Source organism: Chryseobacterium sp. CBSDS_008, from assembly GCF_049959325.1.
Classification (GTDB): Bacteria; Bacteroidota; Bacteroidia; order Flavobacteriales; family Weeksellaceae; genus Chryseobacterium.
In genome coordinates this window covers 4,094,724-4,121,060 of record NZ_CP188202.1, presented here as the reverse complement: position 1 = coordinate 4,121,060, position 26,337 = coordinate 4,094,724, and the positions used below count along the sequence as shown (strand labels likewise).

Genomic DNA, 26,337 nt, shown 5'->3' with positions numbered 1-26,337 from the left:
AAAATTATGATTTTAAAATTTTATTAAAGTTTTTTGTACATCAGGTATTGAGGACCACTTCTTCCCATTCTGGTTTTACCGTCGAAAATGTATCCCGCCTGCAGATAGATATGGTATGCAGAATCGTTTTTCTGGTTTACGGCCAGTACAATTTCATCACAGGTATTGAAACGGTCTCTGGTGAAATCACCTACTTTCAGCATAGCTGCTTTGCCGATTCCTTTTCCCTGCATCTGCGGGTTCACCGATAGTGAACGTAATAAAACTGAATTTTCATTATCGGTAAGTTCAAACTTATCTTTCCCGAAGTCCAGCACAAAAAAGCCGGCTGGCATATTATTTTCAAATATCGTTACCGGAAATGCGTCGTTATCATCCCGTTCACTGATGCTTTGCAGAGCCTGTTGGGCAGTCGCCGTGAAGCTCATCTGATTTTCATCCAAAGCATAGCTTACTCCGGAAAGATCCTCAGGTTTAAAGAATTCCAAATGTATCATAAATATTAGTGATGGTAAATATCTTCATACATTACCCCTGCACGGATTTCCACCGGAAGTTTATTTTCTTCGGGAACGATAGGGCAATTATAATCGTAAGCGTTATAAGCGCAGAAAGGATGATAGGACTGATTAAAATCAAGCACAATCGTATTTCCTGCCGGAATCTTCAGATCCATATATTTTCCTCCTCCGTAGGTTTTTTTTTCATTGGTGGCATCGCGGAACGGAAGGAAAAGATAGTCTTTATATTTTTCCTGTCTGATCAGATCAAGACTCTGATATAAAGTCACAGTATAAGGCTTATCATCCAATTTAAAGGTAGCTTTTCCATATTCCTGATACGATTTTGTTTTTCCTGAAGAAGTAGGAAGATCAAAGGGTTTTGTATCTTTTGATTTTACAAATTTCGCGGTCACTCTGTATTTGGAATCAAAAGGGAAGAAAGGATGTCCTTTAAAATTTTTAAAATTATCCCCTCTCAAGGGACTTTCCTTGGGATTGCGATATTCAGCATTAAGGTCTTTTTGAAATTTCCGCACTTCCTTCTCTTCCTTTGAAAGCGTTTTCTGAGAAAAAAACAATAATGGGAGAAGTAAAAAGAGTATGATATATTTTTTCATGAGTTTAAAATTATAAGTAAAACTATGAATTTCGGAACAATAAAAGTTAAAATTGTACTAAAAAATACAATCTGTTTTAAATAAAATTAACCTCTGATAATCTGCTTATCATATTTATTTCTAAAGGAAATATAACTATCATCAAGTAACAATTCTATTCCTTCATCGCTTTCAAATTTTGCTGTTTAGATTATTGAGAATTTTTGTCAAATAAAATTTTATTTTTCATACTATCATTTTTTGATATTATCAAATCTCATTATGACTTCATTAATTTCATCCTCATTTAAATTTCCATAAAAAATATTCAATAGAGTTTTTATACGGTAACTTATTGGCTTCGTTAAGTCTAAAGTTTTTATTTCTGGTAGATCTATATAGTGTGTTTATTTGATTTAAAATAGCAATCAAAAAGCATCTTTATATCATTACAGATTAATGAAACCATTGACAGTTTCAAAATGGTGATACCATTCCGGCAGAAGCTTTTATTTATAATTGATTTTGTGATTCAACTCTAAAGGATTATTTTCTTCAAGAATAGATTTTTGTGCTTCTCTGATCATTTCATTCATATCTTTTTCATTTCCCTGAGGATCTGTAAATATAACTTTTTTGGCAGTTTTGGTATTCCAGGGGTCATTATAATATGATTTTCCTAGCTGCTCATATTGTGTCCAGTCGATTTTAATTGTTTTTGTCCTTACATCAAACCAATTGCTGCCTTTTTTTACCTGTATTAAATTGAATGAGTAATCATGTTCTGTATCTTCAATGGAAATGATTAAACCAGGTAATCCATTAAAAATATAGGGGCCATCATTAAAAGGCAATTCCGTCGTAAACCAAGCAATCCACTTTCTACCACCATAACTAACTTCTGCTTTTTGCGATTTATATTTTCCAATAGTTTTTTGTTCCGGTATGATTTTCCAATTTAGCTGTTCATCAATCGGTAGAACATAATTTGCCTTTAAGTAAGTAATAATTTTCTCTATTTTTTTATTAATGATATCTTTTTTAATATAAAATTGATTTTCAACCCCCATAATATATCCTCCACTTTTATTAATGAGCTTCAGGGAATCAGCATTTCTGGACATGGCATCTCTAAAAATAGAAGTATTATTCTCCAAATCCAAAATCATATTTTCAGTATTAATATTTTCAGGTTTTTCCTTACTTGTTCTATATTTAGCTTCATAAATAAAGCTAAACTTTTGTGAAAAAAAAGATGTTGATAGTAGTAAAAAAAATAAAATAAATTTCAATTTGTGTGGTATTTTCATAGAATCTATCGTTTTTTGAGATTATATTATAGAAAAAGCGTTTTAATGCTAAATCTCTATTATAGAATTTTTATGATATTGTAAAATAATAATCTTTAGTTTTACAATAAGCAACTTCTCCGTTAGATTTCATTCGTTCCCAAACTTTCGTTCTAGCATCTGGCCAGTTGTCTTTTCCTCGTTCAGAAATAATACGTTTTCTAAACAAAAATTTACAAAGTAAAATCATCGCTATTGAAATTCCTTTTCCTAGGTAATATTTATTATCTGCAAATAAATCAACCACCTTCAAATCAGTCCCATTTTCCATTATCCGTAGTGAAAAACTAAATTTTGGAAGTTCTTCTTTTTCTTTCTCCCAAATTTCAAATATTAATATATTACCATTGTGATCTTCTAAATATTCTTGTTGATAATTATATAAAAAGGTATAGCTTTTTTCATTTTTTGAAGTATTGAGTATGCCTATCATTTGGTGATTTTATTTATCGTTTTCTTCAATCATGGAAACAGGCTCACCAAAGAGTCTGATCCATTCATTTCAGGATTCATAAGAAATTCTGTTTTCAAAAACAAGTTCTACATCAAGATCACTGAAATCATCTACAGGAGCGTAAGGGTTTACCAATGAGCTGGTCAGGAGGACAGCCCGAATATCAGCATTGTTTTCAGCCCATTGAATAATCTGTTTCAGTTTTTCTTCCCTTGCGTTCATACTTACTTAATAAGACTCTGATATTTTGACGCGATACACATCAGAAGAATTTCTTTTGATTGACTCTACAAAAAAACCTCCTTCTTCAGGAATAACTTCTTTCAGATCAAAACTTTTGCAATCTTTGGGAAGTCCGGAAAATATCAGCGTAAACCAAAAGTCTTTCATAAAAGGAACCGGTGTCCAGTAGGGTGAAATTGAAATATTTTCCGCATGAATCAGCTTGCTTCTGTGATCAGACTGGTTATCAAAAAGATAGGTAGAATGCCAGATCCTGATCAGGTTACCCAAAAACGGAGATGCCGGGAAGCAGCAATGGACAATTACCTGTCTCTCTTCTTCTGTTTTCGCCTGAAGAGATTCCAGGATTTCCTTTGCAATGACTGGTTTTACAATTATTTCTTCCACCTTTTTTATAAGTAATAAGTAATAAGTAATGAGCAATGAGTAATAAAGGTTATTACTCATTGTTCAATACTGATGTTAATATTCTAATTCTAATTTTTCTTTTGTATAATTTCTTACTTTATGGGTCAGCTCAGGATTTCCTGCCAGTTTTTGTCCATAGGAAGGAATCATTTCAAGCAGCTTTCCTTTCCACTCCCCCTGAAGTTTTTCCGGGAAGCACTTTTCCAGCACATTCAGCATGGCATATACTGCTGTAGAGGCACCCGGCGACGCTCCCAGCAGAGAAGCAATTGTTCCGCTTTTGTTTACCACCACTTCAGTTCCGAATTCCAGCTTACCGCCTTCTTTTTCATCTTTCTTGATGATCTGAACCCTCTGGCCGGCTACTTTTAATTCCCAGTCTTCTTCTTTAGCATCTTTGATAAATTCTCTCAGATGCTGCATTCTCTGAGATTTCGTCATCGCCACCTGCTGGATCAGATATTTCGTCAGCGGTATATTATGCCACCATGCTCCGAAAAGTGATTTTAAGTTTTTGGTATTGACACTTTCAGGAAGGTCCAGATAGCTTCCTTCTTTCAGAAATTTGGTTGAAAATCCTGCAAAAGGTCCAAAAAGAAGAGCCTTTTTACCATCAATGATTCTAAGATCAAGGTGGGGAACAGACATAGGCGGAGCATCTACCGTTGCCTGTGTATATACTTTAGCATGGTGCTTTTCTACCAATTCCTGATTATGACTTACCAGCCACTGTCCGGAAACCGGAAAGCCTCCGTATCCTTCACTTTCTTTTATATCCGAACTGTCCAACAGCGGAAGCGCATATCCTCCGGCACCAATGAATACAAAGTCGGCAACTACTTCCTGTTTGTGGCTGTTAATCCTGTCTTTTACTTTCATTCCCCATTTACCGCTTTCCCGGGCATCAATATCCTTTACTTCATGGTATAAGAAAACCTCTACATTAGAATCTTCCAGAAGGTGTCTTCCCATTTTTCTTGTCAGGGTGCCGAAGTTCACATCCGTTCCCATATCCATCTTCGTAGCAGCCATTACTTCAGACTGATTTCTTTTGCTCATCACCAGTGGAATCCATTCTTTCAGTTTATCATGATCTGTAGAAAATTCCATTCCTGAGAAAAGGACAGATCCTGCCATTTTATCATGACGTTTTTTAAGATATTCAGCATCTCTTTCTCCAAATACCAGACTCATATGCGGACAGGAGTTGATAAATTCTTTCGGTTCCTGAATGTATCCTTTGGTAATCAGATAAGCCCAGAATTGTTTTGAAATTTCAAACTGCTCTGCAATACTTTCTGCCTTGGAAATATCAATAGACCCATCCGGTTTTTCAGGGGTATAATTTAGCTCACAAAAAGCGGAATGTCCTGTTCCGGCATTGTTCCATGCTGCTGTACTTTCTTTGGCAAACCTTCCGAGTCTTTCGAAGATTGCGATTTCAAGAGTTGGATCAAATTCATGAAGCAGCGTTGCTAAAGTGGCGCTCATGATTCCGCCCCCTATCAGTACAACGTCGTATTTAGGTTTCGGTGTTCTGCCTGTAAGCGATTGTGACATAATTTTTAAATTTTAGTTCAAATTTCGGGAAAAGTTTTAAAAACGGGAACCCGTTTTACGATTTTAACATGTTATTTTTTACATCCAAAAATACTTCTTTAGTACACAACAGAAAACCATGGAAAATTTCAATAAAACATCATTGAAATGACTGATAATAAATTAGTGCTTGTATTATCAGGATGTGTCAATAAAAGAACTTAAGCATCAGGAATACTTAAGTTTAATTATTTATATTTTACAGGGCTTTAAATTTAAGGCCCTGGTTTAATTCAGTTTTGCGGTCAGTTTTTTAAACTGCTTTTCAGCGTTTTTACCTTCATAAAGAATGGCATACACTGTATCGATAATCGGAAGTTTAAGATTTTTCTGTTTTGCCGTTTTATAAATAGAATCTGCAGCGTAGTATCCTTCTGCTACCATGTTCATAGACTGAATTGCAGATTTTACCGTGTAGCCTTTTCCGATAAGGTTCCCGAGGTTTCTGTTTCTTGAGAAAAGTGAATATGCCGTTACCAGAAGGTCACCCAGATAGGCGCTTTCATTCACATCTCTCGGTGCTTCATAGATGGCTTCCAGGAATGTTTCCATTTCACGGATCGCATTGGAAACAAAAACAGCGGTAAAGTTATCTCCATAGCCTAATCCGCTGGCTATTCCAGCCCCGATTGCAAAGATGTTTTTAAGAATAGCACTGTATTCATTGCCTAAGATATCCTTACTTGTGTGTACTTTGATAAAGTCTGAACTGAAAATTCCTTCAAGCTTTTCAGCGGTTTCATCTTCTACTGTCGCTATGGTAAGGTAAGAAAGTCTTTCCATTGCTACTTCTTCAGCATGACACGGGCCTGCAATAACCGCCTGATTTCTGAAACCGATTTTAAATTCATCACGAAGATAATGGGCTACCACATCATTTACTTTAGGAATGATTCCCTTAATTGCAGAGATAAAGATCTTATCTGAATAATCACATGTCATCTTATCCAGCGTATCAGACAGATAGATAGACGGAGTTGCCAGAACAATAACGTCACAGGCAGAAACCAGTTCATTAATATCTGTTGTCAGCTTTAAGCTTTTAAGATTAAAATGTGCAGCCGTAAGATAGGTAGGGTTATGTCCGCGAAGCTCAATAGCACCTTTTACAAATTCATTTCTTACGCACCAGTGTACTATTTTACAGTTTTCAACAAGCATTTTTACGATAGCGGTTGCAAAACTTCCGCTTCCTACAACTCCTACAGAAATATCCTTTTTATTCTTTTTTGGATTCGAAGATTCTGAAATAATTTTCTTTTTAGCCATAATTGGAATGTGAACTGCAAAGATATTAAAACAAAGGCGTAATGGAGGTTCTGAAACTATGATAAAAACCATTTTCTGAAAAAATTAACACTTCAGCACAATTAAACAGCTAATTACCCGTTAAATACAGAAAAAACTGAATTTTAATTAAAAATAACTCATAAAGGTTATTTTTAATTAAATTTGCAGCTTCAAAACCGTTTTAAATTTACCAAGAGAGAAATATGAAAAAATTTCTAAACAGCAAGAAGAACGTAAACATTCTCCTGGGAGGACTTTTACTAGTAGTTTTTGCACAGGGCCTCTTCATTGCGAAACTCTTTTCTGAAAGAGATGATAAAACCTACGAAGTCAACCTAGTAAAAATAAACACTGAAAAAGACAGTGTAGATTATCTAAAAATGAAAACTGATCTTACTCTCGTAGATCAGACTGTTGCCCAACTCAACTCCTTCCTGAGGTCCAAAGACATTACCAACGAAAAACTGATGATGCTCGACCAGGACAGTATTTCAAATTCTATTTATCTTTCCAAACAGGCCAACCGATACAGTCAGTACCTGATGGATCTTCAGAAAAAACTAATGCAGGTGCCGCTGGGGATGCCTACTGACGGATATATCTCCTCTAATTTTGGAGTGAGAAAGAATCCTATCCCCTTCAAAACTGTTTTTGCTTCAGTAAGACCAGGTGCAATAACGGAAGCAAAACCAGCTGTTGCTGCAGCTCCAAAACCTGAAATAAAAGCTGAACCTGTTGAAAAAATCATCGAACTTACAGACAGCTACGGAAATAAGAGAGAAGTAAAAGTAATGGTGACTCCAAAAGCCGCTCCTGTGGCTTCTGCCCCAGCTCCTTCCACAACTAAAGCTGTTGCCGGAACTACAACAACCAAAACCGCTGTGGCTGAAAAAAACAATCCACCGGCTGAAGCTGATCAGATGCAGTTCCATAAAGGACTTGATATTGCTGTTGCCTATGGTTCTGATGTAAGAGCTGCCGCTGCCGGAACCGTTATTTTCTCCGGACAGAAAGGAGGCTATGGAAACTGTGTTATTGTTTCTCATGGAAACGGACTGGCTACATTATATGGACATTTATCTGAACTGGTGTCCAAAGTGAATGACAAAGTAAAAGTAGGCCAGGTAATCGCTAAATCCGGAAATTCCGGGCGTTCTACAGGACCTCATCTTCATTATGAAGTACACAAAAACAATACTCCGGTCAATCCGAAACTGTTTATGAATTTATAAAAGAAAAGCTATCTCTTATGAGGCTGTTTTTTTTGGCTTCAAAGAAGGAGTCTTACAATTCATAAGGGCTCTTTTTTAAACACAAAAAGCACTAATAATTTTCACAAATATCACGAATCTAGTTCTCATGCTGATAGATCTGCAGAATCTGAAGAATCTGCGAAAGATTATTTTAACGCAAAGTTTTTAATTTTCCTTCTTTTGATCCTAAGGTGGCAAAGTTGGAATCAGCAAGCTGATTTAACGAAGCTTTAAGGATATTTTCATTGTTAATTCTTATGATAAAAAAAACAGCTGCATTGGCAGCTGTCATTTTTTATTTTAACGTGAGTTCGATATAACTAATGAAATAAATAAAGTTGTTTAGTATCTACAAAATTGTTTTTAAGCGAAGGTTTTTTGTCCATGAAATTATATGCTATCAGTGCAGAAAAAATAGTATTGAAGTAATTGGCTATACTTCTGTGTCTTGAATGCTCCACCTGACAAATATTTTTAAGCTGATCAAAGATGGTTTCCACAATAGCTCTTTTGCGTATCATATAGGCATCGAACATTGGGGTTAGAGATTTTGTTTTCATATTCTTTTTAAGCTTTGTTACCAGATGAATCCCCTGAGAAAAAAGATTTTGAAAAAGCTCTTTTGAGATATATCCTTTATCCCCAAAACTTTCCCATAAAGTTTTTTAATGAAGCTTTTATATTGAAGTGGATTTCTGTCATCTACATTTCCGGCAGTGATCATACAATCTATGATTCCACCCTTGTCATTGGTAAAAACATGAAGTTTAAAACCGTAAAACCATCCCAGAGAACATTGGCCTCTCATAGCAATTCCTTTAAAGGTTTTATGCTGATGAATCCTCCTGTTGTGGCACACCCTCAAAGGTGTACTATCTACAAAACTGATCCCGGTACAATCGGATAGATTCTCACTTTTCAGGAAAATACTCATGGGCATAAAGCTTTGTTTTTTCAGCTCTACCATTCTGTTGTAGCTTACTGTTTTGGGGAAATACTCTTTCATGAATTTTTGCACATACCCCAAATAAAAGGATTTGAACTCTCTATATCCGGAAAGATGGAAAAGGATCTGGATGGTCATCACTTCCGAAACAGACATGGTAAATTTCCTGTTCCTTTTTTTCGTAGAATCATAGCTTTTTCCCAAACTGGAATAAATTCTTTGCAAAAATCATCAACTTTGCAGAAAATTTCAGTAATTTTATTAGAACAAAACATAGGCGAAAATTTAGTTTAATTATTTGTAAATCAGAACTTTAATTTACTAAATTTTTCGCTTTTTTGCAAATCATCATACTAATTTCCTTACATCGAACTCACGTTATTTTAAGATTTTAAATGTTCCCTTCGGATGGGCAAATGTACCGTCAGGACCCGCAATATTTGAGTATACAATATTTTTATTATAATCCTGAATGTGGGTCACATTGAAACCAAGATGAGGCTCGTGCCAATAGACCATAAAAACATTTTTTGCAACTTCTACAGCAGTATATTCCACCGTATCTGTGCTGTTTTTTGAACTTCCGGCTGTTCCGGTGAAGGTCATCGTTTTATTATCTTTAAAATCGAGAATGAATTTTACATCTCCGAAATCCACTTCTACTTTCTGGCCGATTGCCGGATATGGTGATTTTAAATCCCAGTCCATTTCTTTCAGGAAAACTTTTACGCCCATTTCCAGCTCTTCTTTTCCTGGCAAATCAGGATATTTTTTAACCATAAAATCTACAATAGCAGAAGAAATTTTATTCTCCGTCACTGCTTTTTTATAATTTTCCAGATAACTTTTCACAAAATCAAGAGATTGCGGTGATGTAGACAATTCTGCAAAATGGGAAGGAATAACTTTTTCCGGTTTCAGTGCTTTCATAGCATCAATCTGCCCTATCCACTGATCAATTGCTTTCACATTCTGAGTATCAGCCATCCAAAGATGGGAGCCTGCAGAAACTGAAATTCCGCCAGCAATGGTTTTAATGGAAGGAATCCAGAGAAAACTATGTGCAGGATCTTCAGGATTCTGTCTGATCTCAATTTTGTTTCCTTCAAGATCAGGAATTGAGACAGCTGCTTCAGGAACAATAATTTCTGATGGAGCATCTGCTTTCAACTGCGGCTTCCACACTCCCATTTTATCATCTTTCGAAGCTGAGATCAGGTATGCTGTCTGAGCTGTTGAAATAATTTTTGCGTAGGGAAATGCTTTTTTAATCACATCGAGTCCAAAATAGAAATCAGGATCACTGTGAGAAATGAAAACGGTTTTCAGGTTCTTTCCTGTTGCTTTTATTTCTTTAACCAGCTGTTCTGCATATTGTTTCTGGAACTGGGCATCTATAAGTACAGCATATTTATCTCCATAAATAATGGTAGAAGTTATCGGGAATATAGCTTTGGTTCCCGGATTATATACTTTCACTTTGAGATTCCCGGCAAATATGCTGATAAATCCCAACATTGTTAATAACGACAATAATTTCTTTTGTATCATTTCTGTTCTTTTATCGATTAGTAAGCTGCTGTAAAACGTTCACGGATGTGGTTGTTCTGTTCCAGTTCATCTACCAAAACAACGGCTACATCTTCTACAGACAGGCGGCTTCTGCCGTTTTCATCAAATACCGGAGTTTCTAATGATGTTCTGTATTTTCCTGTTCTTTCTCCTGCATTGGCCTGGTTCATTTCGATAGCGGGGCTGAAGAACGTCCAATCTAATGTATTATTTTCTTTGATTTTGTTTAAATAATCTCTTGCTGCTGTTGCACCAGGCTTGTACGCTTCAGGGAAATCCGGAGTATCTACGATTTGTGTGTTATCCGGAGTGTAAAGGCTTCCTGCTCCACCTACTACGATCAGTCTTTTTACTCCTGACTGCTCTACAGCTTTTTCAATGTTTTCTGAACCGTTTAAAAAATCATTGTAAAGGTTAGGATTTGTCCATCCTGCGTTGAAGGTACTGATTACCGCATCACTTCCTTTCAATGCTTCTGCCAGTTCATTTACATTGTTTACATCAACACTTTTTGCTGTTACATTTTCCTGTATTTTTACTTTTGATGCATCTCTTACTAACGCTTCTACCGCATATCCTCTGTCTGCTAATTCTGATACTACGTGTGCTCCTACAAATCCTGTTGCACCGATTACTGCTACTTTTTTCATAATGTTTTATTTTTAATTAAATTGTAATAAATTTTGTTACATTTAAGGCTAAATTTTTTTATTCGAACTGGTCAGTGAATTCCTGTAACGACTTGTCTCCTAAAAAGTTTACCACCAATTGATCTGTTTCTTCAAATAATGTATTTAAATGATTGTTGATCTCCTTTCCCACACTGCATGCCGGATTGGGATTCTGATTTTTTTTGCCTAATACTTCTGTATTTTTTACTGCCTTATAGATCTCAGATATTGTGATCATTCCGGCATTTTTTGCAAGCTGGCTTCCTCCTTCTTTTCCCTGTCTGCTGATAATCAGGCCTGCTTCTCTCAATACGCTGATCTCCTTTCGGATAATCACCGGATTCACATTGATACTACCGGCCATCCAGTCAGAAGTAAGCCACTCCTGGGGACTTTTCGCCAATAATGTCATTATATGTACTGCCGTAGCAAATCTTGTATTGTTCATTGTAATTACATGGCAAAGGTAAACATTTTTTTAAATGTAACAAATTTTATTACAGTTAATTTTTTCTTAAAGGATTAATTTATCCAGATCAAGCAGCAAATAATTGATATTTTGATTGATGGTACGGGTAGCCGACTGCATCTGATTAAGCATGGCAGCACGGTTATGAAGATCATCTGCCCTGTAAAAACCACCGTCACTGAAAATAACAGACTTATCTGCAGCTTCTTTATTGTCATCAAACTGATAATGGAGCCACCTCAATTTCATATTTCCGATAATGGAGTGCTCTTCTCTGTTGGAAAACTTTTTCTCGGTGTACATATACCAGATAAAGGGTGGAAAATTGGGCGATTCCAGCTTTTCTTTCCAGATATCTCTTAAAAGATTTCTCTGATGGATAAATTCCACTTTTTTTCCTTTGGGATTAAGTGTTGCCAAACCGAAACCTGCTCCAAGAAGCCCTCCGCTGATATCAATGGCATTACTCCATCCCTGGTCATGTACAATTCCTCCGGCTATGGAAGCTGCTGCTCCGGCGGCGATAGAATAAAGGATCAGTTTGTTGTTTCTCGACGAGTTCAGGTTATCTACATAATTTCCGATCTGGGCTACCCTTTCGCCCTCACAGTCGAACTCTGCTGCTACGGCATCCAATTCAGTCAGGGCAATTGTAATTTTACTGTTTATTTTTGTCTTTAACTGTAAAACTTTAACCTGTGAAGCAAGGGATGAATCTTTTTTAAGGTCAATAATCTGATGAACTTCATCTAAATTATCCAGCGCATTTAATATAAGGATACTCTGATCAGAAAACACCTCTTTCAGTTCTTTATTGGCTGCTAAAATAGAATCAGAATTGTAAGAAGGAATTTTATTGCTGTAATTATATTTGAACGGCGCCTTGCAGTAGCTGTCTTTCAGTGTAAGGATATTCTGCTGAATAGCCTGATTCTTCCTTGAAACACAAGAAGTAAGAAATCCGAAAACTATCAGGAGGTAAAAAAGTTTTTTCATTCAGTCATTTTTTGTGCAGGATTGATGAATTGTACAGGATTCATTATCTTCTTCAAGATTACAATTATCAATACGAATATAGCACAAATAAAGAAATTTACCTGAAATCAGGTAAATTTTAATCTATTTTTAAGAAGGATTATTTAATATCCAATAATTCAACCTCAAAAACCAGGGTACTGTTGGGCCCGATTTCTTTGCTGACTTCCTGATCTCCATAGGCTAAATGCGGAGGAATAATTAGCCTCCATTTGCTGCCAACCGGCATCAGCTGAAGTGCTTCCGTCCATCCGGAAATAACCCTGTTCAAAGGAAAGGATGCTGGCGTACCTCTTTTAACTGAGCTGTCAAATACTTTACCGGAAATAGTTGTACCGTGATAGTGGCATTTTACAGTAGATTTAGGTCCTGGTTTCGGGCCATCGCCTTCTGTAATAATTTCATACTGCAAGCCGCTTGGTAACTGCACAACGCTTTCTCTTTTACCATACTCTTCCATATATTCTTTACCCTCTTTCAGGTTCTTTTCAGCCAGTTCTTTTTTACGTTTAAATAACATATCTGCTACTCCCATATTATATTTTTTACAAAGATAAGTTTTTTTAGGGATGAAGGAAGGGGTGAGAATCTGAAAATTGGAACACCTTAATATCAAACAACATTTCAATTCACTATTATTTTAAAACAATTAAACATTAATAATCAACAAGTTGTACAAAAAAAATTATGAAAACACTTTACTATACAGCTTCTCGCTGCCTACTTTCGGCTTCGGGGCTTACTCAAAATTCAAATAATTGTAATACTTGCTTAACACAGATTTCAAAACTTGGCGTTATAATTGGATTTTAAAAACTAAATGCCAAATCCACTAAAATATAATAAGAAGTTTGATGAACTGAATGAAGAGGAAAAAAAGCTTCTGGAAATCAATAAAAAAGCAATTGCAGATTTTGTTGAACAATCCTCTTCCATCAGTGACGTCAATTATGCTACCAGGAATGCTCATGCTAAAACCTATGTGGCAGCAAAGGGCACGTTCCTGATAGAACCTGATATCCCCGAATCATTACAACCTTTCTTTGATAAGGAAAAATTTGATCTTACCATACGTTTTTCCAATGCCCAGCTGAAAATTAAAAAGTCAGGGAAAGATATTCCCGCCTACGGTTTTGCAGTACAGATCCGCGATGAAAACGAAGGCTTGCTCGCGAATTACCCATTGGTCAATTTTCCGTTGTTTCCTATCAATTCTGTTTCAACATTTTTAAAATTGTTTACTGCTGTTAACCGGCTTTATATGAAACAGTGGCGCAGCCTGTTCCCTATGTTTATTCAGGTACTGAAAATAATTCCTTCATTACTAACGGGTGATATGATCCGAAATATGATCAAATTTATCGGGAAAAGAAATGATTTCATTCTGTCATTTGATTATTATTCAGTAGGTGCTTACCGTCTGGGGGATCACGTCATTAAAATAAAGCTGTCTCCTAAAGCTGTGGATAAAAACACAGGCAAAAGACAAAAAATCACAGATTCTTTAAATAATTACCTGGAAACTCATGATTTTGCAGCAGATGTTTTGATACAGATTTGTTATGACCTGAAAGATCAGCCCATCAACCGACTTAATGTTGAATGGAAAAATTCTCCATTTATCAAAATCGGAGAGGTCAGGATCAATAAAGATTCTTTATTAGATTCACGCAACTGTACGACTGAGCTTCTTTCATTCAATCCTTTTGAAAGTAAAGTCTTTTTCCAGCCTGTAGGAAAGATTCAAAAGTTACGTGATGAAGCTTATAAAGTTTCTGTGCAGACAAGGAGGAAGATCAATAAGTTACTGCATGGGAAAAATAGCTAGCATAATGATGAATGATGAATGATGAATGATGAATGATGACTTTTGAATATAATGAACATAACTTATTGTATTAAATTAGTGATTATTTTTATTGATACAGCATATTAAGGACGCAAAAATTTTATCTCTGATAAAATTTAATATCGCTAATAATAGTTCAGAATAAGGCTGATAATTGAAAAATACCTTGCTAAAATATTTTGATAATTGATTTCTTTATCTCAAACCTTATAGGTTTTTGAAACCTATAAGGTTTAAATTTGAAAAAGTAATCTTACCTAAAACCCATATTATCAACAAAATATCATCAACAAAAAAACCTCCGGAAATCCAGAGGCTTCTCATATATTTTTAAATTCAATTATTTCTCTTCCAATTCTTCTTTCTTCTCTTCTTCTTTTTCAGGGAAGATGATCGATAAAAGAACAGAGATCACCAATACTCCTCCTACGATTCCCAATGAAACCGGAGACGGAATATGAATCCATGGGGCAATAAGCATTTTAACTCCAATAAAGGAAAGAATAATCGCCAATCCGTATGGAAGTTTGCTAAACATATGGATAAAATTCGCTAACAGGAAATATAATGATCTTAATCCTAAAATAGCAAAGATGTTCGATGTATAAAGGATAAACGGGTCATTTGAAATTGCAAAGATCGCCGGAATAGAATCTACTGCAAAAAGAACGTCTGTAAACTCAATTACTCCTACTACTACTAAAAGTGGAGTCGCCATTTTGATACCGTTCTGAATGGTGAAGAATTTATCTCCATCATAGTTATCGGAAACTTTCCAGAAACTCTTGATCAGCTTTGCTCCTGCTGTGTTGCTGTAATCTTCATCATCATCGTCGCCGCCATCGCCCCAGGATTTGATTCCTGCATATACAAGGAACAGACCGAAAAGGGCCATTACTACGTTGATCTGTACTGGCTTCCCAAAGATATTCATTTCAGGAAGATAGGTCAGATTGATCAGTCCTACTCCGGCAAAAATAAATATTGCCCTGAAAATTAAAGCTCCAATGATTCCCCAGAAAAGAACTTTGTGATGAAGGTATTTCGGAACTTTAAAGAATCCGAAAACGAGGATAAATACAAATAAGTTATCCACAGATAGCGCTTTTTCAATCCAATAGGCAGCCTGATACTGTGTAAATTTCTCTACTGCCAAGGCATGGCTTTCAGGACTTCCATCGGTATTGAATACCCAATAAACCACCCCTGAAAAAACCATTGAAAGTGAGATCCATACAATGGACCAGATCGTAGCTTCTTTGGAAGAGACTTCATGACTTTTTTTATTAAATACTCCTAAGTCCAGGAGCAGCATGATAACGACCGTTACCGCAAATCCCCACACCAGACCTGGGTGCAGTTCTAAAATACTTTGATGTTTTTCCACTTGAGTTATGTTATTATATGATAAAAGCAATAGATGTACAGCGTACAAATATTGCTAATTTATTTATCTTTTGATTGACAATTGATTATAAGTAGTTCATCTGAACTGTCTGAACCGTCTGCTCCAGTTTTTTATCTGCTGTAGGATCTCCGATCGCGTTGAATTTCCATTCTCCGTTTCTCTTGTAGAAAACACCCATTACCATGGCAACGTGCCCACTGAAAGAAGCATCGTTTGCAATATCATATTTTGCAAAAACTTCTCTGACATTGGTAGGCGTTCCTTCATAAATACGGATAGAAGCAAAAGGAATGGTTCCGAAATCCTGGCCTCTGTAGCTGTTCAGTACCATTGCCACATGTTCTACATTCGGCTCCAGCTGGCTGAAATCTACGGTAATCACTTCGTTATCCAATCCGTCATCTCCGTTTACGTCACCGGTAAGGTCATCTCCACTGTGTCTTACAGATCCGTTTCTGGATTTAAGGTTTCCGAAATAGATTACTTCTGTAACATTTTTGTTTGAATCATATAAAATACAGCTTCCGTCTAAGTCTACTGCTTCTTTTTTAGTCCCAAAAAATCCTTTTTTCTCAATTGCTCCCCAGTTGATTCCTACGCAAGCCTGAGAAAGCTCAGCTCCATTTTCTTTTTTAAGGTTGATTCTCTGACCTTTTTGTAAGTTGATAGCCATTTCTTTATGTTTAGTTGTTATTTACATTTTTGCAAAAAAGTGAATCTTCTTTGCTTTTCAAATTTCGTCTTAGTTATTATTCAAATTTAAATTAAGCATTGCCCGCAGAATATTGGTTTCTTCATCGAAGTCAAATATTTTGCTCATAATGTCCATATTTTCAAGGTTTTTAATATAATCTTTCAAAACACCTTCTACTTCTGCCGGTAACGTACGCTTTCTTTCGTTCATACTGTGTTCCAGCTGCTCATTTTTACTTTTCAGCTGATCAATAATAGAACTTTGGTTCGATTGATTTTCAGAAATATCCAGCTTATCCAGTTCTTTGTCAAAAAGATACAATTTCTTTTCGTCTACACTGAAAATAAAATGATCATCAGACTGAAAGATTTTGAAAAGTTCATAATCATGGGTTCCAATAAGGTAACCGCATACAAAACGGACTTTAAATCCCTTTATATTAAGCCTTCCCAACAGTTTTCTTTCAATGGAATAGTCTTTATACTGATATGCCGGGAAAGAATCGGATTTCAGCAATGTTTCATCTGCTCCTGTCCTGTAAAATTCCTGGGCATATTTTTTATGAAAGTACAGCACATTCTCCCAATTGGCTGTAAAACTGTCTTCTGTAAGATCTTTATACAATGTTTTCAGATGTTGGGAAAATATACCGCTGTACATTTTCCTGTCGGTCTGAAAACTGTCTGCCTGTCTTTCTTCAAAACCTGAAATATATTTTCCGTTAATATTAATTTCATTAATGACCGCCAGCATATCATTTTCCTTCTGCTTTTTAATTTTAGTCAGAAGTTCTATGAGACTGTCCGTATACTGCAGGTGGAAAAGTTCCAGTTTATTGTAATCTAAAGCCGTATTTTCCTGGAACAGATTGTGAATAATATCAGTTTTGATGTAAATTGATATGATGTCAATATGTTCAAAAAAATTCGCAAGAAGCTTAAGCTTTGTTAATCTTCTTTTGCTTTGCGACAATATGGTTGCTGCATCATCCCCCACCTTGGTATCCTATAAATTAACCTCTGACATTAGCTTTTAGTTCATGCTCCAATGTCTGAAGATCCTGATCCAGTTTTCTTCTGTTATCTGCTCCCTGTTTCTGGATTTGTTTCACTTCATTCAATGTATTGATCAGCATTGATGTTGTTTCTTTCAGCGTTTCTACAGATACAATAGTCTGCTCATTCGCTCTGGCAACATTCACTGAGTTCTGGCCAAGACGTTCTGCATTCTTTCTTAAAATCTCTTCTGTAGTGGAAGATACCTTCTGCTGGATTTCAATATTCTGCTGCTGTCTGTACATCGCTACAGCCAGTGAAAGCTGGTTTTTCCATACAGGAAGTGTAGTGGTAAGAATGGTCTGTGCTTTTTCTGCAATAGAAACGTTGTTGTTCTGTACCAGTCTGATCTGTGGAAGCGACTGCATCATGATTACACGCACCACCTTAAGATCAGCCATTCTTCTGTCTAATCTTGCAATAAAATCTCTTTTATCTGCAATCTGATAATCCTGAAAGTTCTGAGGATTTGCTTCCATCTGGGCAAGCTCTACCGCAGCTCTTTCCATTCTTATATTTCCTGCAATTACAAGGTCTTCAATTTGTTTAATAGAATTTACATTGCTTTCAAAAATAGTCTGAAGTACCGCATTATCTTTTGTAGAAGTAATGATTCCTGCATTTACTTTATAAGAGATCTGCTCTATATTGTTGATGATCTTGTCATATTTTGCAAATAAGTTTTCCACCTGAGTAATGACCTTCTTCATGAACGGTAATTTGCTTAGGAAGCTTTTCACTTTATTTCCGTTAAGCTCATCTACATCTACATAGTTAAGCTCTACCAAAAGATCATTGATAAGCCCTCCTACTTCTCCGGAGTTTGACCTTCTTACATTTCCTAAGAAGCTGTCACTCTGATTGGTTAATGTTTTCTGAAGTTCCGCCCCGAAATTCACGATAGAACCTGGATTGGCCTCGTCAATAGAGTTCGCAAGAACTTCATATTTCTGACGTTCTTCTGACTGCAGCTGCGTCAGATTTACATTTCCTTCTCTATCCACAAGAACTGCCGGTGCTGCATTCTGAACAGGCTGAGCCAGAGTTGGCGGAACCATTGGAGTAGGTTCAAAGGTTTTAAGAGGTTCTATTGATCCTAGCGGATCTATGGGTTGATTTTCCTGATTGTCCATGATTATTTCTGATAAATTGATACAAATTTCTCAAGGCCGTCTCTTTGTCCTGCCCCTACAGCCTCAAATTTCCATTCTCCGTTTCTGTTATAGATTCTTCCGAACTCTACAGCGGTTTCGATTGAGAAATCTTCATCTAATTCATATTTTAAGATCTCTTCATTCGTATCTGTATTGAAAATTCTGATGAAAGAATTTCTTACCTGTCCAAAGTTTTGTTTTCTCGAATCTGCATCGTGAATCGTTACTACTACTGTAATTTCTTTGATCGCATCATCTATTTTCGTAAGATCAATCTTGATCTGCTCATCATCTCCTGCTCCTTCTCCTGTAAGATTATCACCAGTGTGGATTACAGATTTGTCCGGAGACTCAAGGTTGTTATAGAAAATAAAATGATTATCTGAAACTAATTTTTTGTCGTCCCCAAGCAAAAATAAAGAAGCATCAAGGTCGAAAGCTGTTCCTGTAGAAGTATTATTGATATCCCATCCTAAACCTACAGTAAATTTAGGTGCGTTAATGTTTTCTCTTTGTCCTTTTTGTAAGTTAATAGCCATAATATAATTCCTTTTGTGTTAACGTATTGATGTTATTTTCGTATTCTTTTATTAAATGATAATTGTTACTGATGGCCAGCTCCAAAAGCAAGTCCATCTGTTCCTTTTTTACTTTAGACGTAAGATAGTCAAAATTACTTGAATCCAGTCCTAAAATATATTTTACAATCCTTGTATTGAACTGAAAACTTTCTTTATTCATCACTTCTGCAACATGATTTACATTTTTTACTGCATAGTAGTTGAAAAAGTTTTCAATTTTTGGATCAAGGTCAAAATTCATCAGCTCTGCGTAATACAGGAACATAAAGTCTGCTTCTACACTATATTCATCCAGAATCCTGTTCACTGTATATTCATGACTTCCCGTGATTTTTATATCGTCTATAAAAATACAAAGTTTTCCTCTCAAAAAATCCTTATCGATATAATAAGTATCATTGGCGATGAGATTTTTACGGTCTTCAAAATTAAGATTCCCGTAATCTGTGATATACGTATGATTACGGTTGATTTTAGATAAAATACTGGACTTCTTTCCTTTTTGAAAAAAATGAAAATCCAAATATTTTTTAAAGTAAAAACATAAAAAATTGGATGCTGTAGGAATCGCCATATACGGGCTTGGCAGCACAACGATCTCTTTATCAGTATCTAAAAGTGTTTCGTTTGCAGAAATAAATCCGTCAAATAATTCTCTTGCAAATTTTTCAGCATACGATTTATCACCATACTTGAAATAGCTGTATTCTGCAGGTGAGAAAGTAAACTCATCTGCCGAATGAATGTGGTGTAAGCTGTACCTTGTATTCATGTTTATTTAGTGTTTAAGTAAGTGGGCACTGAAACCGAAGTCTTTTGCTCCCTGGTAATCTGCTACAGGATTATCTCCGATGTGCAGAATCTGATCGAGCGGCAAGTCCTGATCTTTGATCTTATTCTTCACTTCCTGAAAAATAAGCGGGTTCGGTTTGGAACAGTTGATCTCATCCGAATAGATGTGGAAATCGATGTACTGATCCAGGTTTTCATGAATCAGAAATTTCCTCATTGTTTTTCCTTTAATAAATCCTGTGTTGCTCAAAATATTAATGGTCTTTCCCTGATTTTTAATATCTTCAAAAAAACCATGAACATTGTCAAAAATCATTACTGGTCTGTATTCCAGAAACAGGTTTTCGCTTTTTATATAAAAGTCATTGAGCTTTTCCTTTGTCAAAAGTTTCACATCCACATCCAAAGCACCCAAAATCATCAGATAAATTTCAAAAGTATCAATATTCCCTCCCGTTACTTCATTAATGGTATTGCAAAGATCATCGTAATATTTTACGGTTTTCGCAACTTCTTCTATCGGTTTATCTACGTTAAAAAATGAGGAGAACAGCTCAACTCTTTTTACTTTAAATTCAGGATGAGATTTGATTAAGGTGAGCCACAGGTCAAAGGAAAAATGACAGTGGTTATGAATGTCGATATCTGTTTTCAATAGGTTTTAAGTTAAAAGTTTTTATTTAGCTTCCTGAAAAAGATTTAAAATTTTTTAATCATCAAAAAGTGTTTAACTATACTATTCTTCCCAAAGATAAAATTTTTATCATAAACGCATTACGTTGTTGCCTGTTTTAAGATATCTTTATGAAAAATTGACGAATTTCACAGCCCCACAGAAGATGATTTATGAACCGTTTAATTTCCGTTCACAAAAAAATAGTTGAAAAATTCTTTGGAAATCAAAAAAAAATTATAATTTCGCAACCGATTAAAAATCAACAATGTCAACAAAAATGATAAATATTATAACGTTAAGCAATCCTGTCAGAGCTGTGTTCTTTGGCAGCACTGAATATTTATCTGAATAGTTCTATAGATCTTTTATACTAAAAAATATATTAAAGACCTGTCTATTCGGATAGGTCTTTTTTGCTGCCCTATTTTCAGATTTTAACAATTCAAAAAAAATCTGTTGTTTGTTAAGATCTCTGAAAATTTCTCTTTGATACAAAATACAGAAAATGTTTTGCCGGCTTTATGAGACCGGAGTGTATTTTGTGCTCATTTTTTTCAGAATCTTTTCTAAACACGGATCTAAAAATCAACAATTTAAATCAAACAAAATGAAATACAACACACGAAATATAGGGATCATAGCACATGTAGATGCGGGAAAAACAACGTTATCAGAAAGGCTTTTATATTACACAGGGCTTATTCATAAAATCGGTAATGTAGATGATGGAAATACTACCATGGATAAAGACATCCAGGAAAGAAACAGAGGGATTACCATTTCATCAGCTGCCGTTTCTACACAATGGAAAAAAGATGATAAGGTGTATAATATCAACATTATTGATACGCCGGGACACATTGATTTTGCCGTGGAAGTGGAACGTTCTTTAAGGGTTCTGGACAGTGTTGTCGCAGTTTTCTGTGCTTCTTCAGGGGTACAGCCACAGACTGAAAATGTTTGGTTTCAGGCTGAAAAGCACGGAACATCCAAAATCTGTTTCATCAATAAAATGGATAGAATTGGTGCAGATTTCTTTGCGGTTCTTAATGAAATAAAAACCAAACTCAATGCTGTTCCTCTTACTCTTCAGATTCCGATTGGAGCTGAAGTACATTTTGAAGGTGTTATTGATCTTATCAAAATGAAAGCATTATACTGGACCGATGAAAACGGTGAAACCATTGTGGAAAAAGAAATTCCTGATCATTATATGGCTGAAGCTGATGAATACAGGATAAAGTTAATGGAAACTCTTGCAGAAAATGATGAGAAGTTCTTTGAGATTTTTATGGATAGTGAACAAACAATCACAGTCAACATGATCTCAGAAGCGGTACAAAAAGTGTGCAGATCAGGATCTGCCGTTCCTGTTTTATGTGGTTCTGCTTTTAAGAATAAGGGAATCCAGCCTCTTCTTGACGCTGTGGTTACTTATCTTCCGGCTCCGGATCAACTCGCTGACCTGCAGGGAAGAGATCCTCAGACAGAAGAAACGGTAACATTGGAAAGAAATGAAACAGCTGCTTTTTCAGGGCTTGTCTTCAAAGTAGTGATTGATAAACATATGGGAAGACTGGCTATGCTGCGTGTATATTCCGGAAGAATAAGATCCGGAGATACAGTACTGAATGTGAGAACGGGTGAAAGCTACAGGATTTCGAGAATTTTACAGATGCAGTCGGATAAAACTTTATCACTTGAGGAAGCTAAAGCTGGAGATATTGTTGCTTTAACGGGAATAAAGGATGCCAAAACCGGTGATTCTTTATCTTCTATAGACAAGCCGATATTACTGGAAGCGATCACGATTCCGACTCCTGTGATCAGAGTCGCTATCGAGCCTAGAACCAATGGTGATGAGAAATCTTTCGGTTTGGTGCTGGCAAAAATCCAGGAAGAAGATCCTTCGTTGGTGGTAGAAAGAGACCCGCAGACCGGGGAAACTTTATTGAGTGGATTGGGTGAACTTCATCTTGAAGTTACACTGGAAAAAATCCGTTTGAATCATGGCATTGAAATCAATCAGGGAAAACCTAAAGTTTCTTATCGTGAGATCTTAACGGAAACTAAAGTTCACAGAGAAAAGCTTTCCAAGCAAAACGGAGGAAGCGGCCAGTTCGCTGATATTACTTTTGAAATCGGACCAAGGAATGATCATGAATATGGATTGGAATTCATCAATATGATCAAAGGAGGTGTTATTCCTTCCGAATTCATTCCTTCCGTTGAAAAAGGTTTCAGAGAAGCTATGGAACACGGACCATTGAAAGGATATTCTCTGGAAAATATGAAGGTTACTCTTCTGGACGGTTCTTTCCACGCTCAGGATTCTGCCGCATTCGATTTCGAAATTGCAGCAAGAGAAGGATTCAAAGCGGCGGCAAAGAAATGTACTCCTAAACTGATGGAACCTGTTATGCAGGTAGAAATCCAGAGTATTGAGGAATACACAGGTGCTGTCACTGCGGACATCAACAGAAGAAGAGGAATTATTACTTCGATTGATGAAAAATCAGGAAGAAAGATCTTTGCAGCGGAAGTTCCGTTAGCTTCAACTTTTGGGTATATTTCTGACCTGAGAACATTGACCAGCGGAAGAGCTTCCATCAGCATGAAATTATCGCACTATGCCTTAGTGCCCGATTTTATCGCGAAAACATTAATAACCTAAACAAGCAAGGACTGTAGATTTTTTCTTACAGTCCTTGTCTTGTTATTGAGGAGTTTTATGGTGAATGGTGAATGGTCAATCCGCTGCGCTTGTTAACTTTTTATGCACTACAAAATTCACTATTCACTTGCGAAGCAAAAATTCACTTATTGACTATAAAATTGTGAATGATCAATGGTCAATCGTCAATCCGGTGCGCTTGTCAATTTTTTATGCACTACAAAATTCACTATTCACTTGCGAAGCAAAAATTCACTTATTGATTATAAAATTGTGAATGGTCAATGGTCAATGGTCAATGGTCAATCCGCTGCGCTTGTCAATTTTTTATGCACTACAAAATTCACTATTCACTTGCGAAGCAAAAATTCACTTATTGATTATAAAATTGTGAATGGTCAATCGTCGATCCGCTGCGCTTGTCAATTTTTTATGCACTACAAAATTCACTATTCACTTGCGAAGCAAAAATTCACTTATGATTATAAAATTGTGAATGGTCAATGGTCAATGGTCAATGGTCAATCCGCTGCGCTTGTCAATTTTTTATGCACTACAAAATTCACTATTCACTTGCGAAGCAAAAATTCACTTATTGATTATAAAATTGTGAATGGTCAATAGTCAATGGTCAATCCGCTGCGCTTGTCAACTTTTTATGCACTACAAAATTCACTATTCACTTGCGAAGCAAAAATTCACTTATTGATTATAAAATTGTGAATGGTCAATGGTCAATCCGCTGCGCTTGTCAATTTTTTATGCACTACAAAATTCACTATTCACTTGCGAAGCAAAAATTCACTTATTGACTATAAAATTGAGAATGGCCAATCGTCGATCCGCTGCGCTTGTCAATTTTTTATGCACTACAAAATTCACTATTCACTTGCGAAGCAAAAATTCATTATTGCTCCTTATTTTTCAGGCATCACCTTATACGTCGGGTCTTCCTGAATATTAATTTCCACTACAGCTTCCGCATTTTTAAGTATTTTCCGGCAGTCTTCGCTGAGATGGCGTAAGTGTAATATTTTATTGTGTTCTTTATAGCGTTTGGACAACTTATCCAGGGCATCTATTGCACTCATATCGACAATACGGCTTTCTTTAAAATCAATAACAACCTGATCAGGATCGTTTATGGGATCGAATTTATCTGTAAAAGTTGTTGCTGAACCGAAAAATAAAGGTCCGTATACTTCGTAATACTTTACTCCGTTTTCATCAATATATTTTCTTGCTCTGATTCTTTTGGCATTATCCCAGGCAAAAACCAATGCTGAAATGATCACTCCAATTAAAACGGCTAAAGCCAGATTATGCAAAACCACAGTAATCAACGCAACGGTTACTCCTACAAAAATATCCGACTTCGGCATTTTGTTAACAATCCTGATCGATACCCACTGGAAAGTACTGATGGCAACCATCATCATAACGCCTACTAAAGCAGCCATAGGAATTTTTTCTATCACAGGTGCTCCACACAGAATAATTATTAAAATCAGCAGAGAAGCAATAATTCCCGACAATCTTGCTCTGGAACCTGCATTAAGGTTTACTAAGGTTTGTGCTACCATTGCACAGCCGCCCATTCCGCCAAAAAAGCCATTGGTAATATTAGCCAGTCCCTGGGCAACAGATTCTTTATTTGCACTTCCCTTTGTATTGGTAATTTCATCCACCATCGATAATGTCAGAAGAGATTCAATAAGACCTACTCCTGCCATAATTAAGGCATAGGGAAAGATAATCTGTAAAGTTTCCAGAGAAAAAGGAATCTGCGGAACATGAAAGTTGGGAAGATTTCCACTGATATGGGCTATATCTGCTACCGTTTTTGTTGGAATATTAAATCCAAGAACTACGGCAAAGACAATAATAATGGCAACCAGAGAGGCGGGAACGACTTTTGTGATTTTTGGAAAAAAACAGACTACGCCAATTGTAAGCGCAGTTAAGCCTGCCATGATATATAAAGGCATTCCCTGCAGCCAGCTTACCGCTCCGTTGCTGTCTGTAATTTTGAACTGTTCTACCTGTGCCATAAAAATAATAATGGCCAATCCGTTCAGGAATCCGTACATAACGGGTTGTGGAATCAGTCTTACAAATTTCCCCAGTTTAAAGATTCCCACCATCATCTGCAGCATTCCGGCAAGTGCTACCGTGGCAAAAAGATATTCTACTCCATGAGATTGTATGAGAGCAATCAGTACAACGATGGTTGCTCCTGCTCCACCGGAAACCATTCCGGGACGGCCGCCCAAAACAGCTGTCACAAGTCCCATCATAAAAGCAGCATACAGTCCTGTAAGCGGAGACAAACCTGCAAGAATAGCAAATGACAGCGACTCAGGAATCATCGTCATCGCCACAGTAAAACCGGCAAGCAATTCATTCTTGTAGTTTATTTTTTTCGAAAAGTCGAATAAGGTCAGCGTATTTTTCATTGATTTGCAAAGGTATGGACTGTCCTGATGGTATACAATTTTTCTTTTTGTCATTTTTTCTGCAGTACATCCATCAACTTAAATAATTAACACATTAGTTTCTATAATATGTTAATTTTAATTAAAATAAACATATAAACTGTGATTTTTACACTTCTGACTATTTTTGTCTCTTATTTTTGTTTACATTTGAAGTAAATAAGTAATTATTTGGTACTAATTTAAAAATTCAATGCGTAAAAAGCTGTTTATCAATTCATCTACAGCCTTCACTCATAGAATTGTATAAAAACCTTAATAGGTTATATATTATTTCACACAAATGGCAGGAAAGAAGTTTGAAAGAGAAGAAGAAGAAACCCATTGAAAATAAGAATATATCCCAAGTACATTAAGGTGATCCCTACCCACCTGTTTTAAGTTATTTGGTAAGTTACAGACCTGTTTTCTAAGATTAATGATCTTATGAAACGTATTTTAGTATTCCTGAATCATAATTTCTATTCTATCCATTTCAGATTTTTGTGAACTGCCTCTTGTTACATTTGATAATATATATCATCTATTTCCGTTTTTTTATGTATAAGTTTAAACAAAAGAATAATATTCA

At 36.0% G+C, this 26,337-nt stretch carries 24 protein-coding genes and 1 pseudogene; 3 read left to right on the top strand and 22 right to left on the bottom strand.

Annotated elements, in window-relative coordinates:
• Positions 1-23 precede the first annotated feature (23 nt).
• From ACP3T3_RS18755 to ACP3T3_RS18720, 8 genes are all read right to left on the bottom strand, one after another.
• Positions 24-497: a GNAT family N-acetyltransferase gene (locus ACP3T3_RS18755; protein WP_426477263.1), complete on the bottom strand. Its 474-nt coding sequence runs from the start codon at positions 495-497 to the stop codon at positions 24-26.
• 5 nt (positions 498-502) lie between these two features.
• The gene (locus ACP3T3_RS18750; RefSeq protein WP_426477262.1) at positions 503-1,120 is read right to left on the bottom strand and encodes a DUF1684 domain-containing protein; all 618 of its coding nucleotides are present in this window, start codon (positions 1,118-1,120) and stop codon (positions 503-505) included.
• 488 nt (positions 1,121-1,608) lie between these two features.
• Complete coding sequence (locus ACP3T3_RS18745; protein WP_426477261.1) at positions 1,609-2,409, bottom strand: GLPGLI family protein; 801 nt, start codon at positions 2,407-2,409, stop codon at positions 1,609-1,611.
• A 70-nt stretch (positions 2,410-2,479) separates the two neighbouring features.
• A complete protein-coding gene (locus ACP3T3_RS18740; RefSeq protein WP_426477260.1) occupies positions 2,480-2,881 on the bottom strand; it encodes a hypothetical protein in 402 nt (133 codons plus the stop codon).
• A gap of 69 nt (positions 2,882-2,950) precedes the next feature.
• On the bottom strand, positions 2,951-3,124 hold the full coding sequence (locus tag ACP3T3_RS18735; RefSeq protein ID WP_426477259.1) for an aminoglycoside 6-adenylyltransferase: 174 nt from the start codon (positions 3,122-3,124) through the stop codon (positions 2,951-2,953).
• 6 nt (positions 3,125-3,130) lie between these two features.
• Positions 3,131-3,532, bottom strand: a complete 402-nt coding sequence (locus ACP3T3_RS18730; RefSeq protein ID WP_426477258.1) for a hypothetical protein — start codon at positions 3,530-3,532, stop codon at positions 3,131-3,133.
• A 75-nt stretch (positions 3,533-3,607) separates the two neighbouring features.
• Complete coding sequence (mqo, locus tag ACP3T3_RS18725; RefSeq protein WP_426477257.1) at positions 3,608-5,113, bottom strand: malate dehydrogenase (quinone); 1,506 nt, start codon at positions 5,111-5,113, stop codon at positions 3,608-3,610.
• Positions 5,114-5,380: 267 nt separating this feature from the next.
• Complete coding sequence (locus ACP3T3_RS18720) at positions 5,381-6,421, bottom strand: NAD(P)H-dependent glycerol-3-phosphate dehydrogenase (RefSeq protein WP_426477256.1); 1,041 nt, start codon at positions 6,419-6,421, stop codon at positions 5,381-5,383.
• A 224-nt stretch (positions 6,422-6,645) separates the two neighbouring features.
• Here ACP3T3_RS18720 and ACP3T3_RS18715 point away from each other — a divergent pair, with 224 nt between their 5' ends.
• Positions 6,646-7,674 carry a M23 family metallopeptidase gene (locus ACP3T3_RS18715; RefSeq protein WP_426477255.1) on the top strand — a complete coding sequence of 343 codons (1,029 nt, stop codon included), beginning with the start codon at positions 6,646-6,648 and terminating at the stop codon, positions 7,672-7,674.
• Positions 7,675-8,015: 341 nt separating this feature from the next.
• Here ACP3T3_RS18715 and ACP3T3_RS18710 read toward each other — a convergent pair.
• The 6 genes and pseudogenes from ACP3T3_RS18710 to ACP3T3_RS18685 form a co-directional block, all read right to left on the bottom strand.
• Positions 8,016-8,916: pseudogene (locus tag ACP3T3_RS18710) on the bottom strand (IS982 family transposase).
• Positions 8,917-9,019: 103 nt separating this feature from the next.
• Positions 9,020-10,192: a MoaF-related domain-containing protein gene (locus ACP3T3_RS18705; protein WP_426477254.1), complete on the bottom strand. Its 1,173-nt coding sequence runs from the start codon at positions 10,190-10,192 to the stop codon at positions 9,020-9,022.
• A 17-nt stretch (positions 10,193-10,209) separates the two neighbouring features.
• Complete coding sequence (locus ACP3T3_RS18700) at positions 10,210-10,863, bottom strand: NAD(P)-dependent oxidoreductase (RefSeq protein WP_426477253.1); 654 nt, start codon at positions 10,861-10,863, stop codon at positions 10,210-10,212.
• Between the two features lie 58 nt (positions 10,864-10,921).
• Positions 10,922-11,332, bottom strand: coding sequence for an Rrf2 family transcriptional regulator (locus ACP3T3_RS18695; RefSeq protein ID WP_426477252.1), 411 nt, complete (start codon positions 11,330-11,332; stop codon positions 10,922-10,924).
• Between the two features lie 66 nt (positions 11,333-11,398).
• Positions 11,399-12,349: a hypothetical protein gene (locus ACP3T3_RS18690; protein WP_426477251.1), complete on the bottom strand. Its 951-nt coding sequence runs from the start codon at positions 12,347-12,349 to the stop codon at positions 11,399-11,401.
• A 139-nt stretch (positions 12,350-12,488) separates the two neighbouring features.
• On the bottom strand, positions 12,489-12,923 hold the full coding sequence (locus ACP3T3_RS18685; protein ID WP_426477250.1) for an FKBP-type peptidyl-prolyl cis-trans isomerase: 435 nt from the start codon (positions 12,921-12,923) through the stop codon (positions 12,489-12,491).
• A 285-nt stretch (positions 12,924-13,208) separates the two neighbouring features.
• Here ACP3T3_RS18685 and ACP3T3_RS18680 point away from each other — a divergent pair, with 285 nt between their 5' ends.
• Positions 13,209-14,216: a catalase gene (locus ACP3T3_RS18680; RefSeq protein ID WP_426477249.1), complete on the top strand. Its 1,008-nt coding sequence runs from the start codon at positions 13,209-13,211 to the stop codon at positions 14,214-14,216.
• 361 nt (positions 14,217-14,577) lie between these two features.
• On the opposite strand, the gene ACP3T3_RS18675 is transcribed toward ACP3T3_RS18680, so the two are convergent.
• The 7 genes from ACP3T3_RS18675 to ACP3T3_RS18645 form a co-directional block, all read right to left on the bottom strand.
• On the bottom strand, positions 14,578-15,552 hold the full coding sequence (locus ACP3T3_RS18675) for a TerC/Alx family metal homeostasis membrane protein (RefSeq protein WP_426479988.1): 975 nt from the start codon (positions 15,550-15,552) through the stop codon (positions 14,578-14,580).
• A gap of 157 nt (positions 15,553-15,709) precedes the next feature.
• Complete coding sequence (locus ACP3T3_RS18670; protein ID WP_149835168.1) at positions 15,710-16,318, bottom strand: TerD family protein; 609 nt, start codon at positions 16,316-16,318, stop codon at positions 15,710-15,712.
• A 69-nt stretch (positions 16,319-16,387) separates the two neighbouring features.
• A complete protein-coding gene (locus ACP3T3_RS18665) occupies positions 16,388-17,335 on the bottom strand; it encodes a hypothetical protein (protein WP_426477248.1) in 948 nt (315 codons plus the stop codon).
• Positions 17,336-17,351: 16 nt separating this feature from the next.
• Positions 17,352-18,527 (bottom strand): toxic anion resistance protein, encoded by a 1,176-nt coding sequence (locus ACP3T3_RS18660; RefSeq protein ID WP_426477247.1) that lies wholly within the window; start codon positions 18,525-18,527, stop codon positions 17,352-17,354.
• A gap of 2 nt (positions 18,528-18,529) precedes the next feature.
• Positions 18,530-19,087: a TerD family protein gene (locus ACP3T3_RS18655; RefSeq protein ID WP_426477246.1), complete on the bottom strand. Its 558-nt coding sequence runs from the start codon at positions 19,085-19,087 to the stop codon at positions 18,530-18,532.
• Positions 19,077-19,901: a phosphoribosyltransferase family protein gene (locus tag ACP3T3_RS18650; RefSeq protein WP_426477245.1), complete on the bottom strand. Its 825-nt coding sequence runs from the start codon at positions 19,899-19,901 to the stop codon at positions 19,077-19,079. The genes ACP3T3_RS18655 and ACP3T3_RS18650 overlap by 11 nt, the downstream gene beginning before the upstream one ends.
• 6 nt (positions 19,902-19,907) lie before the next feature.
• Positions 19,908-20,576, bottom strand: coding sequence for an HAD family hydrolase (locus ACP3T3_RS18645; protein ID WP_426477244.1), 669 nt, complete (start codon positions 20,574-20,576; stop codon positions 19,908-19,910).
• Between the two features lie 628 nt (positions 20,577-21,204).
• On the opposite strand from ACP3T3_RS18645, the gene fusA reads away from it, so the two are divergent.
• On the top strand, positions 21,205-23,271 hold the full coding sequence (gene fusA, locus ACP3T3_RS18640) for an elongation factor G (RefSeq protein ID WP_426477243.1): 2,067 nt from the start codon (positions 21,205-21,207) through the stop codon (positions 23,269-23,271).
• Positions 23,272-24,188: 917 nt separating this feature from the next.
• On the opposite strand, the gene ACP3T3_RS18635 is transcribed toward fusA, so the two are convergent.
• Positions 24,189-25,727 (bottom strand): SulP family inorganic anion transporter, encoded by a 1,539-nt coding sequence (locus ACP3T3_RS18635; protein ID WP_426479987.1) that lies wholly within the window; start codon positions 25,725-25,727, stop codon positions 24,189-24,191.
• Between the last annotated feature and the right edge of the window lie 610 nt (positions 25,728-26,337).